The sequence below is a fragment of the Variovorax sp. GW821-FHT09D05 genome (genome assembly GCF_059416325.1).
This window is the reverse complement of record NZ_JBWKOZ010000003.1, coordinates 653,167-670,885: the sequence shown is the minus strand read 5'-3', so window position 1 is coordinate 670,885 and position 17,719 is coordinate 653,167. Positions and strand designations below refer to the sequence as shown.

The 17,719-nt window shown below is 66.7% G+C and carries 18 protein-coding genes; 9 read left to right on the top strand and 9 right to left on the bottom strand.

The features are described 5' to 3' along the window. Nucleotides 1-32 precede the first annotated feature (32 nt). From AC07O3_RS11130 to AC07O3_RS11115, 4 genes are all read left to right on the top strand, one after another. Nucleotides 33-815 carry an SDR family oxidoreductase gene (locus AC07O3_RS11130; RefSeq protein ID WP_093055581.1) on the top strand — a complete coding sequence of 261 codons (783 nt, stop codon included), beginning with the start codon at nucleotides 33-35 and terminating at the stop codon, nucleotides 813-815. A gap of 77 nt (nucleotides 816-892) precedes the next feature. Beyond that, nucleotides 893-1,723, top strand: a complete 831-nt coding sequence (locus AC07O3_RS11125) for a DMT family transporter (protein WP_495339340.1) — start codon at nucleotides 893-895, stop codon at nucleotides 1,721-1,723. Then, nucleotides 1,720-2,142 carry an acyl-CoA thioesterase gene (locus tag AC07O3_RS11120; RefSeq protein ID WP_093073272.1) on the top strand — a complete coding sequence of 141 codons (423 nt, stop codon included), beginning with the start codon at nucleotides 1,720-1,722 and terminating at the stop codon, nucleotides 2,140-2,142. The genes AC07O3_RS11125 and AC07O3_RS11120 overlap by 4 nt, the downstream gene beginning before the upstream one ends. 11 nt (nucleotides 2,143-2,153) lie before the next feature. Then, nucleotides 2,154-2,852, top strand: coding sequence for a M949_RS01915 family surface polysaccharide biosynthesis protein (locus AC07O3_RS11115; RefSeq protein ID WP_495339315.1), 699 nt, complete (start codon nucleotides 2,154-2,156; stop codon nucleotides 2,850-2,852). A gap of 6 nt (nucleotides 2,853-2,858) precedes the next feature. Here AC07O3_RS11115 and AC07O3_RS11110 read toward each other — a convergent pair whose 3' ends face one another. Both AC07O3_RS11110 and AC07O3_RS11105 read right to left on the bottom strand, forming a co-directional pair. Then, nucleotides 2,859-4,214, bottom strand: a complete 1,356-nt coding sequence (locus AC07O3_RS11110) for a sensor histidine kinase (RefSeq protein WP_093073276.1) — start codon at nucleotides 4,212-4,214, stop codon at nucleotides 2,859-2,861. Beyond that, on the bottom strand, nucleotides 4,211-4,885 hold the full coding sequence (locus AC07O3_RS11105; RefSeq protein ID WP_093073278.1) for a response regulator transcription factor: 675 nt from the start codon (nucleotides 4,883-4,885) through the stop codon (nucleotides 4,211-4,213). Before AC07O3_RS11105 ends, AC07O3_RS11110 begins: the two co-directional genes overlap by 4 nt. Before the next feature lie 141 nt (nucleotides 4,886-5,026). Between AC07O3_RS11105 and AC07O3_RS11100 the strand changes: the two genes are divergently transcribed. From AC07O3_RS11100 to AC07O3_RS11090, 3 genes are read left to right on the top strand one after another with little or no spacing between them, the layout of a single operon-like run. Then, nucleotides 5,027-5,731 (top strand): phosphatase PAP2 family protein, encoded by a 705-nt coding sequence (locus AC07O3_RS11100; protein WP_495339314.1) that lies wholly within the window; start codon nucleotides 5,027-5,029, stop codon nucleotides 5,729-5,731. After that, on the top strand, nucleotides 5,718-6,320 hold the full coding sequence (locus AC07O3_RS11095) for a phosphatase PAP2 family protein (RefSeq protein ID WP_440531865.1): 603 nt from the start codon (nucleotides 5,718-5,720) through the stop codon (nucleotides 6,318-6,320). The genes AC07O3_RS11100 and AC07O3_RS11095 overlap by 14 nt, the downstream gene beginning before the upstream one ends. Nucleotides 6,321-6,366: 46 nt before the next feature. Next, nucleotides 6,367-8,118 carry a phosphoethanolamine transferase gene (locus AC07O3_RS11090; RefSeq protein WP_495339313.1) on the top strand — a complete coding sequence of 584 codons (1,752 nt, stop codon included), beginning with the start codon at nucleotides 6,367-6,369 and terminating at the stop codon, nucleotides 8,116-8,118. Between the two features lie 10 nt (nucleotides 8,119-8,128). Here the strand turns inward: AC07O3_RS11090 and AC07O3_RS11085 are convergent, their stop codons facing one another. From AC07O3_RS11085 to eat, 5 genes are all read right to left on the bottom strand, one after another. Continuing rightward, nucleotides 8,129-8,710: a peroxidase-related enzyme gene (locus AC07O3_RS11085; RefSeq protein WP_093055598.1), complete on the bottom strand. Its 582-nt coding sequence runs from the start codon at nucleotides 8,708-8,710 to the stop codon at nucleotides 8,129-8,131. Nucleotides 8,711-8,767: 57 nt separating this feature from the next. After that, the gene (locus tag AC07O3_RS11080) at nucleotides 8,768-10,036 is read right to left on the bottom strand and encodes an HAD family hydrolase (RefSeq protein WP_495339312.1); all 1,269 of its coding nucleotides are present in this window, start codon (nucleotides 10,034-10,036) and stop codon (nucleotides 8,768-8,770) included. A 101-nt stretch (nucleotides 10,037-10,137) separates the two neighbouring features. Continuing rightward, nucleotides 10,138-10,920, bottom strand: coding sequence for an ethanolamine ammonia-lyase subunit EutC (eutC, locus tag AC07O3_RS11075; RefSeq protein ID WP_093055602.1), 783 nt, complete (start codon nucleotides 10,918-10,920; stop codon nucleotides 10,138-10,140). Next, on the bottom strand, nucleotides 10,917-12,311 hold the full coding sequence (locus AC07O3_RS11070; protein WP_495339311.1) for an ethanolamine ammonia-lyase subunit EutB: 1,395 nt from the start codon (nucleotides 12,309-12,311) through the stop codon (nucleotides 10,917-10,919). The genes eutC and AC07O3_RS11070 overlap by 4 nt, the downstream gene beginning before the upstream one ends. A 13-nt stretch (nucleotides 12,312-12,324) precedes the next feature. Further along, nucleotides 12,325-13,752, bottom strand: coding sequence for an ethanolamine permease (gene eat, locus AC07O3_RS11065; protein ID WP_495339310.1), 1,428 nt, complete (start codon nucleotides 13,750-13,752; stop codon nucleotides 12,325-12,327). A 170-nt stretch (nucleotides 13,753-13,922) separates the two neighbouring features. On the opposite strand from eat, the gene AC07O3_RS11060 reads away from it, so the two are divergent. Next, entirely contained in the window at nucleotides 13,923-14,291 is a 369-nt protein-coding gene (locus AC07O3_RS11060) for an FKBP-type peptidyl-prolyl cis-trans isomerase (protein ID WP_176928807.1), read from the top strand. 3 nt (nucleotides 14,292-14,294) lie between these two features. Here the strand turns inward: AC07O3_RS11060 and AC07O3_RS11055 are convergent, their stop codons facing one another. Further along, nucleotides 14,295-15,047, bottom strand: a complete 753-nt coding sequence (locus AC07O3_RS11055; protein ID WP_495339309.1) for a glucose 1-dehydrogenase — start codon at nucleotides 15,045-15,047, stop codon at nucleotides 14,295-14,297. A gap of 124 nt (nucleotides 15,048-15,171) precedes the next feature. On the opposite strand from AC07O3_RS11055, the gene AC07O3_RS11050 reads away from it, so the two are divergent. After that, nucleotides 15,172-16,089 (top strand): LysR family transcriptional regulator, encoded by a 918-nt coding sequence (locus AC07O3_RS11050; protein ID WP_093055611.1) that lies wholly within the window; start codon nucleotides 15,172-15,174, stop codon nucleotides 16,087-16,089. A gap of 13 nt (nucleotides 16,090-16,102) precedes the next feature. Here AC07O3_RS11050 and AC07O3_RS11045 read toward each other — a convergent pair whose 3' ends face one another. Next, a complete protein-coding gene (locus tag AC07O3_RS11045) occupies nucleotides 16,103-17,701 on the bottom strand; it encodes an OpgD/OpgG family glucan biosynthesis protein (RefSeq protein WP_426389104.1) in 1,599 nt (532 codons plus the stop codon). Nucleotides 17,702-17,719 lie beyond the last annotated feature (18 nt).

Below are 17,719 nucleotides of genomic sequence, written 5' to 3'. Positions count from 1 at the left end.
CGTCACCTGCGCGACTCCACAGGATTCAGTTCATGGCTTACAGCATCGATCTTTCCGGCCGCGTGGCCTTCGTCACCGGCGCCTCCAGCGGGCTCGGCGCCCAGTTCGCGAAAACCCTGGCTCGTGCGGGCGCCGCTGTGGTGCTGGCCAGCCGCCGCGTCGAGAAGCTCAAGGAGCTGCGCGCACGCATCGAAGGCGAGGGCGGCGACGCCCACGTGGTCGAGCTCGACGTGACCGACATCGGCAGCATCAAGGCGGCGGTCGCGCGTGCCGAGACAGAGGTGGGCGCCATCGACATCCTGGTCAACAACTCGGGCGTGAGCACCACACAGCGCCTGCAGGACGTGACTCCCGACGACTACGACTACATCTTCGACACCAACGTGAAGGGCTCCTTCTTCGTGGCGCAAGAGGTCGGCAAGCGCATGCTGGCGCGCGCCCAGGGCACGGCGCCTGGCACCTACATCGGTGGGCGCATCATCAACATTGCGTCGGCGGCGGCGCTCAAGGTCATGCCGCAGATCGGCACGTACTGCATGAGCAAGATCGCCGTGGTGCAGATGACCAAGGCCATGGCGCTCGAATGGGGTCGCTTCGGCATCAACGTGAACGCGCTGTGCCCGGGCTACATCACGACCGAGCTCAACGAGGAACACTGGAGCACCGAAGGCGGCGCCAAGCTGGTCAACATGCTGCCGCGCAAGCGCGTGGGCAAGCCCGAAGACCTGGACGGCCTGATCGTGCTGCTGGCCAGCGGCCAGAGCCACTTCGTGAACGGCGCTGTCATCGCGGCCGACGACGGGTTCTCGCTCTGAGTCCGCGGGCTTGGGTCGGCATTGCGGCCGGGCTGGCCGCGGGTGCGCTCTGGGGCTTGACCTTCGTGGCACCGCGCATGGTGGGTCACTTCGGCATGGTGGACATCACGGCCTCGCGCTTCGCGGTGTTCGGAGCGGTCTCGGCGCTGGCTGTGTTTGCGCGACCGGCTGCTGTGCGCTGGCCCAACGGGCGACAAGCGCTCGCGGCTCTGGGGCTCAGCGTGCTGGGCTTTACCGGCTACTACCTGCTGCTGGCCTTCGGCATCGAGGCGGCGGGTACCGAGGTACCCAGCCTCATCATCGGCACGATCCCCGTCTGGATGATGCTGCTGGGCCGGCCCGTCGGCCTGCGGATGCGCGCGCTGCTGCCGGGGCTGCTGCTCACGGGCGCGGGCATCGCGCTGATGATCTACGGCGCATGGTCCGCGCAGCACGGCGCAGGCAGTGGCGGTGCCCGCTTCGGCTGGGGCATCGCGCTGGCGCTGGCCGCAATGGCAAGCTGGACGGTGTACGGCCTGCTCAACGCCGCCTGGCTGCAGCGCCACACCGAGCTCAACGCAACCGACTGGGCCAACTGGCTCGGCGTGGCGACCGGCCTGGGCGCCTTGCTGCTGTGGGGCTTTGCGGGCAGCGACGTGGCCACTCTGAAGGCGCAGCCCGACGGCATGCTGTTCATGTGGATCGCGCTGGCGAGCGGCTTCGGCTCGTCGTGGCTGGCGACGATCCTCTGGAACGTCGCGAGCCAGCGCCTGTCCGCCAGCCTGTGTGGCCAGCTGATCGTCAGCGAGACGCTGTTCGCGCTGTTCTATTCCTTCGTCTGGGACGGCCGCTGGCCGCAGGCCGCCGAGTGGGCGGCGGCGCTGCTGTTCGTGCTGGGCATCCTCGCATCCATCAAGGCGCACCGATGAGAATCGAAATCCCTGAAAAGAAAAAGCTCGTGTATGAAACGTCGATCCCGATCCGATGGGGCGACATGGATGCAATGGGCCATCTGAACAACGGCACCTACTTTCGCTACCTCGAAACCGCGCGTATCGACTGGATGCACTCCATCGGTTTCGAGCCCGAGCCTGGCGGCGAGGGCATGGTGATCGTCAACGCCTTCTGCAATTTCTACCGCCAGATCGAATACCCGGGCAACGTGCTGCTCAAGATGTACGTGAGCGACCCCGGCCGCACTACCTTCGAGAGCTGGGGCACCATGGCCCGCGAGGAAGAGCCCGACGTGATCTGCGCGGCCGGCGGCGCGACCACCATCTGGGTCGACTTCCCGAAGCAGAAGGCGCTGGCGCTGCCCGATTGGCTGCGCGCGCTGGTGAGCGAGTGAACGGCGGTCCGATGAAGCGGAAGCTCCTGGCGTTAACGCTCCTGGCATTGTTTGTCACCGGCAGCCACGCCCAGATAGGCCTACCCGGCAAGAACGAATGCGCAGCCAATGCGCCGTACGCGAGCGCCGAGGCGCTGAAGAAGGCAGGGCTTGAACTCCCCGCATTCAAGCGCTATTGCTACACCGACAAGTCGGGCAGCTACGTCTTGCTGCTCGGCGAAAAGCAGGACGAGCCATACGACGGGGAACTGCTGTCCTCGGCCATCCAGGCCTCGCTCTACAAGGTGGGCGGCGACAACACCTTGACCCGTGAATGGTCGATCCGCGACTTCGCCAGCAAGGACGAGGCTGGCGTCAACTTTCGATCGAAGCTCATTGAACTCGCTGACATCGACGGCGACGGGCTGGTCGACCCGATCCTCGTGTATCGCTTCTTCAACCCCGTCGACTCCGGTCACATCGACAACGACGACTACGTGGGGCGCATCAAGATCGTCGCTTTCCATCTGGGCCGCAAGGCGACGATCCACGCCATCACCGGTCATCTGGACGGCGATCGCAAGACCACCGCCAATGACAACTACTTTGCGTTGCCCAAGCCGGTGCAGCGGCATCTCGTGAAGAAGATGAAGGCGATGTACGACGCCGGGCAGTTCGGCTTCGACAACTCCTATGGCTTTGTGCCGAAGAAGGAAGCTGCCCGGCGCTGAAGAGGCTCAGGCCGGCCGCAGCACGATGCGCGCCTCGAAGCCGTGCGCCGCGCCCAGGGGCGGCGACGAGAGTTCGAGCTTCGCGCCGTGCTTCTCGACGATGGTGCCCACGATCGAAATGCCCAGGCCATAGCCCGCGCGGTCGGAGCTGTGGCGCACGTGGCGCTCGCGCAGGGTTTCGAGCTGCGCGGGGGTAACGCCGTGGCCGGTGTCGCGCACGGCCAGGGTGCAAGGCGACATCACCTCGATGACGACGCGGCCGCCGCCGTAGCGCAGCGCGTTCTCCACCAGGTTGCGCAGGGCAATTGCGAGAGCATCGACGTCGCCGAGGGCCAGTGGCACGACGCTGTCGGGCACCTTGAGCATGAGCCGCTCGGCATTCTGCGGGTCTTGCCAGAACTCCTGCGCCACGGTGCCGGCAAGCTGCACCAGGTCGACCCGCGTGCGCGCGAGCGAGGCGCCCGATTCCGCGCGCGACAGCTGCAGCAGCTTTTCGGTGCGATGGCTGAGAGTGTGCAGCGCATCGAGCGCGGCCTGCACGTCGTTGCGCTGCAGGTCGTGCTCCAGCGCGGTCTGCAGCCGCAGGCGGGCGGCGGCGAGCGGCGTGCGCAGCTCGTGCGCGGCATTGGCCGCCAGGGCGCGCTCCACGTCGAGCGAGTGAGACAGCCGCTCCAGCAGCCGGTTGACGTGATCGCCGACAGTGCGCAGCTCCTTGGGCAACCCGCCGGGCAGGGCAATCGGGCTCAGGTCGGCGCCGCTGCGCTTCTCGATCTCGCCGGCCAGATCCTGCAGCACCCGCAGCTCGGTGCGCGCCACGTTGCGCAACACCAGCGCAAGCAGCGGCAGCACTGCGCCGAGCGGAATGATCAGGCCGAAGAGCGTGCGGTTGAGGGCGTGGCGGCGTTCGTCGAGCGGGTCCGCCACCTGGAAGAACAGGCCCAGCGTCGGGTGTCGCACGGTGTAGATGCGCCAGGTCGGGTTGTTCGCGAAGCCGGCGGCCAGCGGCACGTCGAAGGTGTCCGCGGGCGCCTCGGCGGAGCGCAGCATCACATGCTCGTGCAGATCGACGATCTGGTAGATCACCGCGTCTTCCGAGAACAGCTGCTTGGGCGCGATCAGCGGTTCGCGCGGCGGCTCCTGGCCCGGGTGCTGCAGCTTTTCCAGTTCCTGCACCGCCATCGCGAACATGCGGTGCGAGACCTCGACCAGTTCGTTGTCGAAGTTGTGGTTGATCTCGCGGTCCACATACCAGACCACGGCGAACACGCACAACAGCCACACGCCGCCGACCCAGATGATCAGGGTGCGGGTCAGCCGGCCGGCGAGCGAGTCGCGGCCGGCCGCGAAGCTGGAGGCACTCATTCGTCGTCGTCCGCGGAGAACGACAGCCGGTAGCCGAGGCCGCGCAGTGTCTGGATGTGGCTGCGTCCGAGCTTGCGCCGCAGGCGGCTGATGAAGACCTCTAGCGTGTTGCTGTCGGCCTCGTCGCCGAAGCCGTACAGCGCATCGGCGAGGTTCTCGCGCGTGTGGATGCGCTCGGGCCGCGTGGCCATGACGCGCAGCAGCGCCCATTCCTTCTGCGTCAGCGTGATCGGTGAGCCGTCCTTGCGCACCATGTCGTGCGCCAGGTCGATCTCGAGCGTGCCGAGGTGCAGCACCGGCGAGCTGCTGGAGCTGCGGCGCCGCTCGACCGCACGCAGGCGTGCAAGCAGTTCGGCAGGGTCGTAGGGCTTGATGAGGTAGTCGTCGGCGCCGGCGTCCAGGCCGCGGATGCGGTCTGTTACCTGGTCGCGGGCCGTCAGCACGATGACTATGGGGCGCTCGGGCAGGGCGCGGATCTGCGGCAGCAGCGAGAGGCCGTCTCCGTCGCCCAGATGCAGGTCGAGCAGCACGGCTGCGTACTGCACCGAGAGCAGGGCGCCGCGCGCGTCGGCCAGGCTGGGCGCCACGTCGACCACGAAAGCCTTGGCCAACAGATAGCTGCAGACGGCATCTGCCAATGCACTGTCATCTTCGACCAGCAATATGCGCACGCATGTCTTTCCAAGAAAAATTGCAGTCTAGCGTCACCGAGTTGCACCGGGCCTTTCAGTCAGGTTCGGTTCATCTTGCTTCAGGCTCGGTTCATTCCGCAAACGTAGGCTCGCGACTGTTTTTCAGTCCTGCCTTCGTCCATGACTCGTTTTCCCAATTTTCGTCTGGGGGTTCTGACCCTTATCGCACTGGTTGCACTGATGGCGTGGGACGCGACGGGCGGGGATCTGATGCTGGCGCGCATGGCAGGGTCCCACATCGGGTTTTCCCTGCGCGACAGCCCCTTCATGGTTCATGTGATGCATGAGGGCGCCCGCGACCTCAGCTGGGTGCTCGTGATCACGCTGTTCGCCGCGATCCGCTGGCCCTTCGGCCTGCTGCGCCGCCTGAGCACCGGTAGCCGCGTGCAGTTGGCCCTGACCGTGCTGCTCTCGGTGATTGCGGTCAGCCTGCTCAAGCATGCCAGCCACACCAGCTGCCCCTGGGATCTGCAGGAGTTCGGCGGTATGGCGCGCTACGTGTCGCACTGGTCGTGGGGCGTCGACGACGGCGGGCCCGGCGGGTGCTTCCCGGCCGGCCATGCTTCGGCGGCCTTTGCCTACGTGGGCGGGTATTTCGTGCTGCGCCGGGTGTCGTCTCGCGCTGCAGCAATCTGGCTGGGGGTGGCGATGGTTGCAGGGCTCGTGCTGGGTGTGTCGCAGCAGCTGCGCGGCGCCCACTACATGAGCCACACGCTCTGGACGGCCTGGGTCTGCTGGGTTGTGGGCTTCGCCATCGAGGTGGCGGTAACGCGCTTCGGTTCGCGCGCATTGAGACCGGCGGTGCCCGCACATGCAGGACCTTGATTTCGCGCTGTTCAGGCTGATCAACGCGGGCATGTCGGTGCCGGCGTGGAGCCTGGGCTTCGCCGAGTTTTCCTCCGACCTGCTGCCGGCTCTGTTGACGCTCGGTATCGGGGTTTGCGCACTGTTCAGCCGGCGCTGGCGCTATGCGCTGTTCACGGTGCTGATGAGTGTGCTGGCCGTGTGGCTGATCGTGAACATGATCCGTGCGGTGGCGCCGATTCCCCGGCCTGCGTTCTATGGCCTGGGCATCCAGTGGGTGCCGCAGGGCGTGCGGCCCGGTTTCCCGAGCCTGCATGCGGCCGGCACCTTTGCCGCGGCCTTTGCGCTCTGGTGCCTGCCTTCTCGCTGGCCCATGCTGGCGGCGTTGCTGGTGGCCGCCGTGGTGGCGTGGAGCCGGGTGTACCTGGGCCTGCATTTCCCCTCCGACATCGTGGCGGCGGCGATGCTGGGTGCGCTGGTGTCGATCGTGGTGGAACGCGGCGTGAGCCGGCCGCTGAGCCTGGCCGTTTCCAGCGGTGCTTTCGTGACGCGGCAGCGCGCGAGGATGAGGATGCTGAGGATGCGCAGGGCCAGCCTGAACACTGACTGAATAGTCAGTTCAGGCTCCCTTCAGGCGGGTTCGTTACATTCGCCGCATGTCTGTTTCGCGAATCGCTCCCGCCCCATTGCAGCGGGTGGGTACTTCTGACTCCAAAACGCCACACTCGCCTGCCTCCGGCAGCCCGTGGGTGCGCTTCAATCTCTGGCTGGAGCGGCCGCGTTCGGCCGCCGTGGTCGTCCTGTGGCTCAGCCTCTACCTCGTCCTGACCACCAACTGGCCGCTGTGGAACGAGTTGGCCCGCATCGGTGGTGCGCCGAGCACCTACATGTCGACCATCGTGGTCATGAGCCTGCTAACGCTGTGCGGCTCGGCGGCCATGCTGTCGCTCACAGCCTGGTCACGCTGGATGAAGCCGCTGTGGCTCGCCGTGGTCGTGCTGGCCGCGGTGGTGCAGCACTACATGCTCGAGTACCGCGTGGTGATGGACCCGACCATGATCGCCAACGCGCTGCAGACCGACCCGAACGAGGCGCGCGACCTGCTGAGCTGGCGCATGGCCTTCAACGTGGGGGTGGTGGTGGTGCCCGCGGCCTGGTTGCTCTGGCGGGTGCGCGTCGCGCCGATGGGCATTCTGTCGAAGCTCTGGCGCAACGTGGCGCTGCTGCTGCTGTCGGTGGTCGTGGCGCTCGGCGCGGCGGTGTCCATGAACCGCGAGCTGGCGCCGCTGATGCGCAACAACGTTCATCTGCGCTACATGATGAACCCCATCGCAACCCTCTATTCCACGGGTTCGCTGCTCATCAAGCCGCTGTTCAAGCGCAGCGGCAAGCTGATTCCGATCACCGCCGGCACGGCGCTGGGCGCGAGCTATGCGGCTCAGACCAAGCCGCCGCTGTTCGTGGTGGTGGTGGGCGAGACGGCCCGCGCCGACCACTTCGCCCTCAACGGCTATGCGCGCGACACCACGCCCGAGCTGGCCAAGCGCGGCGTGCTGAGCTACCGCGACGTGCATTCCTGCGGCACCAATACGCTGGCCTCGGTACCGTGCATGTTCTCGCCGCTGGGCAAGCAGGGCTATGAATCGCGCAAGGACGACTACGAGAACCTGGTCGACGTGCTGCAGGCCGCCGGGCTGGCCGTGTTCTGGCTCGACAACCAGGCTGGCTGCAAGGACGTCTGCACCCGCGTGCCGAACGCCTCGGCCTTCGACGGCCTCGATGCCGCCACGAAGAAGGCTCTGTGCGACGGCGACGAATGCCTCGACGACGTGATGCTCAAGGGCCTGGACGAGCGCATCGCCGCATTGCCGGCCGAGCGCCGCGCCAAGGGCATCGTGCTGGTGATGCACCAGATGGGCAGCCACGGCCCGGCCTACTACAAGCGCTCGGCGGCCGATGTGAAGCGCTTCCTGCCCGAGTGCAAGACCAATGCGCTGGCCGAGTGCGGCCACGCGGAGCTGATGAACGTGTACGACAACTCGATCGTGCAGACCGACCGCTTCCTTGGCCAGACCATCGACTGGCTCAAGGCGCAATCGAAGCAATACGACCCGGCGATGCTGTACGTGAGCGACCACGGCGAATCGCTCGGCGAGTACGGCCTGTTCCTGCACGGTGTGCCCTACAGCTTCGCGCCCGAGGCGCAGAAGCATGTGCCCATGGTCACGTGGTTCAGCGAAGGCATGAGCGAGCGGCGCAAGCTCTCGCGCTCGTGCATGGAGGCGGGGCTCGATGCGCCGCTCACGCACGACAACCTGTATCACACGGTGCTTGGCGTGATGGATGTGACCACGCCCACCTACAAGCCGGCACTGGACGCCCTCGCATCCTGCCGCGCGAAGGCCTGAGCGGGCCCGGCTACTTCTTCTCGCGGGGCAACCGCCCCATGAGGAAGAACTCGTTGTTCGGCTGCATGCCGCTGAAGCTGGCCAGGCGGTTGCTCAGGCCGAAGAAGGCGGTGATGGCCGCGATGTCCCAGATGTCCTCGTCGTCGAAGCCATGGGCGTGCAGCGGCGGAAAGTCGCTGTCGTCGATCTCGTGCGAGCGGTCGCAGACCTTCATTGCAAAGTCGAGCATCGCGCGCTGGCGCGGCGTGATGTCGGCCTTGCGGTAGTTCACCGCCACCTGGTCGGCCACCAGCGGCTTCTTCTCGTAGATGCGCAGCAGCGCGCCGTGCGCCACCACGCAGTACAGGCACTGGTTGGCCGCGCTGGTGGTGGTGACGATCATCTCGCGGTCGCCCTTGGTGAGCGAGCCTTCTTCCTTGAGCATGAGCGCGTCGTGGTACGCGAAGAACGCGCGCCACTCGGCGGGGCGGCGCGCGAGGCCGAGGAACACGTTGGGCACGAAGCCGGCCTTTTCCTGCACGGCGAGGATCGCGGTGCGGATGTCCTCGGGCAGGTCTTTCAGTTCGGCAAGGGGGTAGCGGGCCGTTGTCATGTTGTCTCCTGGTGTTCGATGCCAGGATCATAGGCAACCGCCCGCGGTGCGCCGCGTTTACTTCAGCGCCTTGCCCTGTGCTGCGCCCAGCGGCGTGTGCAGCTGCGAGGGTACCCACGAGCCCGTGTTGTCGTCGCGCCCCTGCAGCAGGTAGCGCGTGTCGGCCTTGCCGTAGTTCTGCACTGCCATGGCCGAGAACTTGCCGATGTCGGTCTTCGGGTCGCGCAGGCGATTGACGATCAGCACCTTCTTCGTGTCTGCAAAGTCGGCCATCATGTTCTGGTCGCCTTCGCTGTCGCCGGCCACGAAGCTCGGACCGTAGCCGTACTTGCTGACCAGGAAGCGCTGGATGTTCTTCGTCTTGCCCGGGCCCTGCGTCTGGTCGTAGCCGCGGCGGAACTCGGGCTGGATCACGCCGCTGGCATCGCGCTCCAGCTCCATCGCGAGCACGCGCTCGGGCGGGTTGTTGTAGCCGAAAGCGGGATTCGACGAGATCTCCTTGATCACATCGACGAACGACGCCGAGCACACCCACACGTCGAAGCCCGCGTTGCGGAAGGCGGCATACAGCTCCTGCATTTCGGGCTGCAGGCGCAGGCCGTTCTTCCAGCTCACCGAGACCACGCCCGCGCGGCCCGGCAGCGCGGTGGGCGAAGTCCACTTGACCTTGGCGACCGGCTCCTTCAGCTGCCACGCCACCGTGTCGGCCGTGAGCTTGCGCACCTGCGCCTCGTTCATGCCGGCGAAGAGGTACGTGACCCACGGGTAGGCCGTGTCGTGGTCGAAGGTGTCGCCGATGGCTTCGTACAGGTAGCGCACCTTGGTGGTGAATGCGCCGTAGTGCGGGCTCAGTGCCACCACGGCCAGCGACTGGTCGCCCTTCAGGCCCCTGTAGTTCTGGTAAAGCCATGTGTAGCTCGCGACGATGTCGGGCACCACGCGGTCGATGTTCACCGGTTGGCCGGCCGCGTTGTTGTACGCGGGCAGGAAGTCTTTCTTCGGGATGTTCTTGCGCAGCGCCACTTCGAGCTGCGCGGGCGTGGCACCGAAGACGAGGTTCTCGAGCTGGTAGATGAGCGAGGCCTCTTCGATGTCGAGGAAGACGCTGGTGTTGTCCCAGTCGAACACCACGTACGGCCGCTTCGCGGCGTTGTAGCCCGGGCTGCCCTTGCCGAGGCTGGCGATCAGGCCCTCGATCTGCGCGCGGTTGAAGGCGTCCCAGTGGCCGGGCGAAAGGGCCGGCCCCGCGGAGGACGACAGGCTGGCACAGCCGGCCGCAGCCATCGCAGCGGCAATTGGCGAGAGAAGAAGGAGGCGACGTTGCATTGCTTTTTTCCTGTTTGAGTGCATGCGTTGGACAAAAAAAGACGATGACGAGCGTACGAAGCGCTCGTGACAGTTCCGGCGTTGCCGCTTGTGGGTTGTGCTCAGCGCGCGAGCGATGGCGCCTGGCGCTGTTCAAGCACCGCGAGATCGCTCTCGTCCTTGAGCCCGATGCCGGTCAGTCCCCTGCGCAGGGACTCTCGCATCAGCCATGCCAGCTTGAACGCGGCCACTTCGTAGGGCAGGCCTTCGGGGCGCACGTTCGAGATGCAGTTGCGTTCGGCGTCGTGCCGGCCGCGCTTGGGCGAATGGGTCAGGTAGATGCCGAGGCTGTCGGGCGAGCTGAGGCCGGGGCGCTCGCCGATCAGCATGACCGAGAGCGCAGCGCCGAACAGTTCGCCTACCTCGTCGGCCAGCGCCACACGCGCCTGCGTGGCGATGACCACGGGGGCAAAGCTCGTGTCGGGCGGCAGGTGCGATCGCAATGCCGCGAGCAGTGGCACTGTATGACGCGCCGCCGCGAGCGAGGAGAGCCCGTCGCCGACCACCACGCAGACATCGCAGCCGTAGCGCCGGTCGCCGAGCAGGCGCGTGGCTGCGTCTTCATCGAGCTGGCGGCCGAGATCGGGCCGGCGCAGGTATTCGGTGCGGTCCGCGGCGCGGCTGCGTGCGCGCGCCACTTCCCAGCGCTGCGCGGTCAAAGCGGCTTCGAGCGCATCGACGTCGAGCGCGGCGTGGATCGCGTCGCGGGCCATCGCATGCGCCCATCCGAAGCGCAGTGTCTCGTCGGTCGGCATGCCGGCGCCGGCGCGGCCCAGTGCCAGCCGCGCGGGCGTGGCCGAGCGCCATTGCGCCCAGGGGTTGGGGGTGACCGGTGAATCGCTCATGACGCGAGTGCGGAGAGCCCGCTCATGTCGGCCAGCAGCCGGTTGGAAGAGGGCGGTGCCAGCTGGCCGGCCGCATCGGTGATCTGCATGCGCTGCAGCCACGCTTCGAACTCCGGCGCACGTTTCAGGCCCAGTGTTTCGCGCAGGAACAGTGCGTCGTGGAACGAGGTGCTCTGGTAGTTGAGCATCACGTCGTCCGCGCCCGGGATGCCCATGATGAAGTTGATGCCCGCCGTGCCCAGCAGCACGAGAAGCGTGTCCATGTCGTCCTGGTCGGCCTCGGCGTGATTGGTGTAGCAGATGTCGCAGCCGATGGGCAGGCCCAGCAGCTTGCCGCAGAAGTGGTCCTCGAGCCCGGCGCGGATGATCTGTTTGCCGTCGTACAGATACTCCGGCCCGATGAAGCCGACGACAGTGTTGATGAGAAAGGGCTTGTAGCGCCGCGCCAGCGCATAGGCGCGCGCCTCGCAGGTCTGTTGGTCGACGCCGAAGTTGGCGTTGGCCGAGAGCGCGCTGCCCTGGCCGGTCTCGAAGTACATGACGTTGTCGCCAATGGTGCCGCGCTTGAGCGACAGCGCCGCCGCGTAGGCCTCGTCGAGCAGCTCGGGCGTCACGCCGAAGGAGAGGTTCGCCTTCTCGGTGCCTGCAATCGACTGGAACACCAGGTCCACCGGTGCGCCGGCTTCGGCCAGCTTGAGCGTGTTGGTCACGTGCGTGAGCACGCAGCTTTGCGTGGGAATCTCGAAGCGCTGGATCACCTCGTCGAGCATGCGCAGCAACTGGCCAAGCACCGGCATGCTGTCGGAGGCCGGGTTAAGGCCGATCACCGCATCGCCCGCGCCGTAGAGCAGGCCGTCGAGCGTGGAGGCCGCCACGCCGCGCAGGTCGTCGGTCGGGTGGTTGGGCTGCAGGCGCACGGCCAGGTGGCCGGGCAGGCCGACGGTGTCGCGAAAGCGCGTGACCACGCTGCACTTCTTCGCGACAGACACCAGGTCCTGGTTGCGCATGATCTTGGACACGGCCGCCACCATCTCGGGCGTGAGGCCCGGCGCAAGCGCGGTGAGCGTGGCGGTGGTGGCAGCCTCGGACAGCAGCCAGTTGCGGAAGTCGCCGACCGTGAGGTGCGACACCGGCGCGAAGGCTTGCGCGTCGTGGCTGTCGATGATGAGGCGCGTGATGTTGTCGCTCTCGTACGGAATCAGCGCTTCGGTGAGGAACTGCTTGAGCGGCGTGTCGGCCAGCACGTGGCGCGCGGCCATGCGCTGCTGCGCGGTGGCCGCGCCGATGCCCGCGAGGTAGTCGCCCGAGCGCGCAGGGCTTGCGAAGGCCATGACCTGCCGCAGGTCTTCGAAGGTGAAGACCTGGTCGGCGATGGTGGTGCGATACAGCATCTTTCTTCAGGTGTCAGGCGGAGGTCGTCGAAGAAGACAGCATCTCGTCGGGCGCGGCCGCCTTGCGCTGCGCCGATGTCAGCAGGAAGTAGCCGTACGCCGCGGCCATCAGCACGATGAACAGCAGCGTGAGCATGCCGTTGAACCACACCATCGCACCCAGGCACACCACGCCGAGCCCGAGCGCGACGGCCGGGAACACCGGGTAGAAGGGCGCGCGGTAGGTGCGCAGCAGGTTCGGCTCGGTGCGGCGCAGCTTGAACAGCGCAGCCATCGAGATCAGGTACATCACGATGGCGCCGAGCACCGCCATGGTCACGATGTTGGCGGTGAGCGTCTGGCCGCCGAACTGCACCCACTCGTCGCTGAAGATGGCAATGACGCCGATCACGCCGCCGGCCAGCAGCGCGCGGTGCGGCGTGTCGAAGCGCGGGCTCAGGCCGGCGAAGTAGCGCGGCAGGTATCCCGCGCGCGCCAGCGCGAAGATCTGCCGCGAGTAGCCCATGATGATTCCGTGGAACGAAGCGATCAGCCCGAAGAGGCCGATCCACACCAGCATGTGCAGCCAGCCACTGTTGTCGCCCACCACCGCCTTCATGGCCTGTGGCAGCGGGTCGTTGATGTTGGCGAGCTTGCGCCAGTCGCCCACGCCGCCCGCGAAAATCATCACGCCGAAGGCCAGCACCACCAGCGTGACGATGCCCGTGGTGTAGGCGATGGGAATGGTGCGGTGCGGGTCGCGCGCCTCTTCGGCGGCCATGGCCGCGCCCTCGATGGCGAGGAAGAACCAGATCGCGAACGGTATGGAGGCGAAGATGCCCGAGATGGCCGCGCCGTTCAGCACGCTGCCGCCGGCCCAGCCGTTGGCCACGAAGTTGGCCATGGTCCAGCCCGGCGTGACCACGCCCATGAACACCAGCAGCTCGACGATGGCCAGCACCGTCACGAACAACTCGAAGGCCGCAGCGATGCCCACGCCGACCCAGTTGAGCGCGATGAAGATCACGTACGCGCCCAGGGCGAACCACTTCGGGTTGATGCCCGGGAACTGCACGTTGAGGTACGCGCCGATGGCCAGCGCGATGGCCGGCGGCGCGAAGACGAATTCGATCAGCGTCGCAAAGCCCGCGACAAAGCCGCCGTTGGGTCCGAAGGCGCGCCGCGCATAAGCAAAAGGACCACCCGCATGCGGAATGGCTGTGGAGAGCTCGGTGAAGCTGAAGATGAAGGTGGTGTACATCGTGGCCACCAGCACCGTGGCAACCAGGAAGCCGAGCGTGCCGGCCGTGTTCCAGCCGTAGCTCCAACCAAAGTACTCACCCGAGATGACGAGGCCCACCGCAATGCCCCAGAGTTGCACGGGGCCGAGCACTTTCTTGAGATGGCCGGTGCCTGTGTGGGCCGGCGCTGCTGCGCCAGTGCTGGCTTCGGTGGAGTTCATGCGGCTTCCTCTCTGCGTGAATGTTGACAGTGCACATTCAGCAAAGCAAGGGCCGTTCCAACGAGGCCGGCATGGGCCGATATGGGCCGCTGGCCATAATCGGGGCCTCTCAGCCTTCGAGGTGTTTTGTGAAGTCTCTTTTCTGTGCCGCTCTCGTGTCCGTCTTTGCAATGCCCGCCGCGTTCGCGCAATCTGCGCCCGTGACCACGCCAAGCGGCCTGATCTACCAGTCGATCAAGGAAGGCACCGGCGCTTCGCCCGCGGCCACCGACGTGGTCAAGGTTCACTACCGCGGCACCTTCCCCGACACGGGCAAGGAATTCGACAGCTCCTACAAGCGCGGCGAACCCACCGAGTTCCCGCTCAACGGCGTGATCCCATGCTGGACCGAAGGCGTGCAGAAGATGAAGCCCGGCGGCAAGGCCAAGCTGACCTGCCCACCGTCGATTGCCTACGGTTCGCGCGGCGCGGGCGGCGTGATTCCGCCGAACGCCACGCTGAATTTCGAAGTGGAGCTGGTGTCCGTCACCAAGCGCTGATCGTCAGATCTGCGCCATGCCGCCGTCGACGAACAACTCGACGCCGTTGACGAAGCTGCTGTCGTCGGAGGCCAGGAACACCACGGCCTTGGCGATTTCATCGGGCGTGCCGACCCGGCCCAGCGGGATGTTCTGGGTTTGTCCCTCGACGAAGCCCTGCACCTGCTCCGCCGTGAGGCCCAGCAGATCGTAGGCGGGGGTCGGCACCACGCCGGGGCTTACGGCGTTCACGCGGATGCCGGCGTCCTTCAGGTCCACCGTCCAGCTGCGCGCAAAGCTGCGCACCGCCGCCTTGGTCGCGCTGTAGACGCTGAAGGCCGGGTTGCCCTTGATGCTGGTGATCGATGCGTTGAGCACGATCGATGCCCCCTTGGGCATCAGCGGCAGCGCCTTCTGCACCGTGAAGAGCAGGCCGCGCACATTGGTGCCGAAGATCTTGTCGAAGTGTTCCTCGGTGATCTGCCCCAGCGGCAGCAGGCTGCCGCCGCCCGCGTTGGCGAACAGCACGTCGAGGCGGCCTTTCTCCTGCTTGATGGCGGCGTAGAGCCGGTCGAGGTCTTCGAGCTTCGACACGTCGCCGAGCACGCCGGTCACGTTGCGCCCGATGGCCTTCACAGCCGCGTCGAGTTCGGCCTTGCGGCGGCCGGTGATGAACACGTGCGCACCTTCAGCCACGAAGCGTTGTGCGGTGGCCAGGCCGATGCCGCTGGTGCCGCCGGTGACGAGGGCGATCTTGTCGTCGAGCTTGAGGGTCATGGTTTCTTCCTTGGTGGTTGCTGCAATGCAGCGTTGTCGACGGAAGGAAGTTTGGGCGCGCCCCCCACGCGGACCAAGACGGCGCGCGGGATTTGTTTGTTTCCGGATCACTAATAATCCGGCGATGGACCAGATCACCGCCATGCGCGTGTTTGCCCGCGTGGTCGAGGCCGGCACCTTCACGCGCGCCGCCGACTCGCTGCAGATGCCCAAGCCCACCGTGACGAAGATGGTGCAGCAACTCGAAACGCACCTGCGCGTGAAGCTGCTGCAGCGCACCACGCGGCGCGTGACGGTCACGCCCGAGGGCGCGGCCTACTACGAGCGCACCGCGCGCGTGCTGGCCGAACTGGAAGACATCGAGTCCGACCTCACCAACGCACAGGCCAATCCGCGCGGTCGGCTGAGGGTGGACGTCGGCTCCTCGCTGGCCAACATGATCCTGATTCCGCAACTGCCGACGTTCCATGCGCGCTATCCCGAAATCGAACTCGAGATCGGCGTGAGCGACCGGCCGGTGAACCTGATCGGCGATGCGGTCGACTGCGTGATCCGTGCCGGCGAACTGACCGACCAGTCGCTCGTGGCGCGCCGCATCGCGACCTTGCCCTTCGTGACCTGCGCCACGCCGGCCTATCTGGAGCGCCACGGCGTGCCGAAGACGCCTGCGGACCTCGGTGACGGCACGCATCGCGTGGTGGGCTATTTCTCGTCGCTGAGCAACCGGCCGATTCCGCTGCGCTATGGGCGCGGCGAGGAGCGCATCGAAATCCACGGCCACACCGTGGTGGGCGTGAACGAGAGCACGGCGCACCTGAGCGCGATGCTCACCGGCATGGGCGTGGCGCAGACCTTCGATGTGATGGCCGCGCCCTACCTGGCCAGCGGCGCGCTGGTCGAGGTGCTGCAGGGCTGGGCGCCCGAGCCGTATCCCCTGCACGTGGTGTACCCGACCAACCGGCACCTGAGCGCCAAGCTGCGCGTGTTCGTGGATTGGGCGGTGGAACTCTTCGCGCCCTACAACAAGGCTGGCAAGCGCTGAAGCGCCCGCGATTTCAGCCCGGCTGGTACTGGTACAGCCAGGTCTCGGTCAACGTCTGGTCGCCGTTCTTCATGTACATGCGCATGTCGATCGGCTCGTTGCCTTCGGGCGTGAAGTCGAACTGCGCACGCCAGTGGCCGGGCACACCGTTGGGCACGGCCTCGGCGAAGACGTACGAGAACTTGCCGCGCGCCGCCGTCAGCATCACCTCGGGCTTCACGCCGAAGGGCACGGCCTGCAGCGGCTGTCCGATGAACTCGACCATGAACTTGCGCACGCCCTGCGGACGCGGCTGGCCCGGCTGCCCGCCGCGCCCGATGCGCGTGGCCACGCAGCGCGCGAGCGGCGACGGGAAGGGTTCCTGGTCGGTCCAGTGCAACCGGTATTGCAGGCTGTAGCTGGCCCCGGCCTTCGCATCGGCCTTGGGCACCCAGAAGGCGACGATGTTGTCGTGGATCTCGTCGTCGGTCGGAATCTCGATGAGCTGCACCGAACCCTCGCCCCAGTCGCCCAGCGGCTCGATCCACAGGCTCGGGCGCTTCTCGTAGTTCACGCCGTCCTGGTAGTGGTCGAAGGCGCGATCGCGCTGCAGCAGGCCGAAGCCGCGCGGCTTGGTGTCGGCGAAGGCCGAGGCGCGCGTCTGCGTGGGGTTGTTGAGCGGTCGCCAGATGCGCTCGCCCGCGCCGTTCCAGATTGCGAGGCCGTCGGAGTCGTGCACCTCGGGGCGCCAGTCGATGGCGGTGGGCTTGATGGTTTCCGAGTACCAGTACATCGACGTGAGCGGCACCAGGCCCAGGCGAGAGACGTCGCGGCGCAGGAACATGCGCGCGTCGATGTCCATGATGACGGCCTTGCCGCGCTGCATGATGAACTTGAACACGCCCGTGACGCTCGGCCCTTCGAGCAGCGCGTAGACCGTCATCGAGGTGGTGTTGTTGGCGGCGGGCGTCTCGAAGTAGAAGCGCGTGAAGGTCGGAAACTCCTCTGGCTTGTCGGGCACTGCCACGTCGAGCGCAAGGCCGCGCGCCGACAGGCCGTACTGGTAGAGCTCGCCGATCGCGCGAAAGTACGAGGCGCCGAGGAAGGCGACCCAGTCGTTCTTCTGCCAGTCGAGCTTGCTCTGGTCGCCCAGGCGGCTTTCCTGCAGGCGAAAGCCCGCAAAGCCTGCGCCCGGCGGCAGTGCGCGCGCGGGGCTGTCGGGCGGCATCGAGAAGTAGGTGGGGCTGTAGAGCACCTCGCGGGAAAATGCGTCGCCGTCGGTGTTCTCGAGCACGTGCATGCGCACGGGCGTCTGGAAGAAGCGCCCGAGGTGGAAGAAGGTAACGGGGAAGGCGCCGGGCCCGTCGCGGAAGAGGGCGTTGGCGGGGTCGAACTTGATCTTGCCGTGCGCGTCGTAGTCGATGCGGTCGAGCACCTCGGGCGCCAGTGGCGCGGCCGCCGCATAGGGCTTGGCGGCGAGCGACTTCGCCTGTGCGATCAACGCGTCGAAGGAAAAGGGCGTGGGCTGGCTCAGTTGCAGCCCGTTGGCGGCCAGTGCCTCCTGGGGCAGTCCGAGGGCGGCAAGTGCGGCAGCGGCACCACCGGCGGCAAGGAAGGATCGGCGATCAAGCATGTGGTTCTTGAGGGTTGC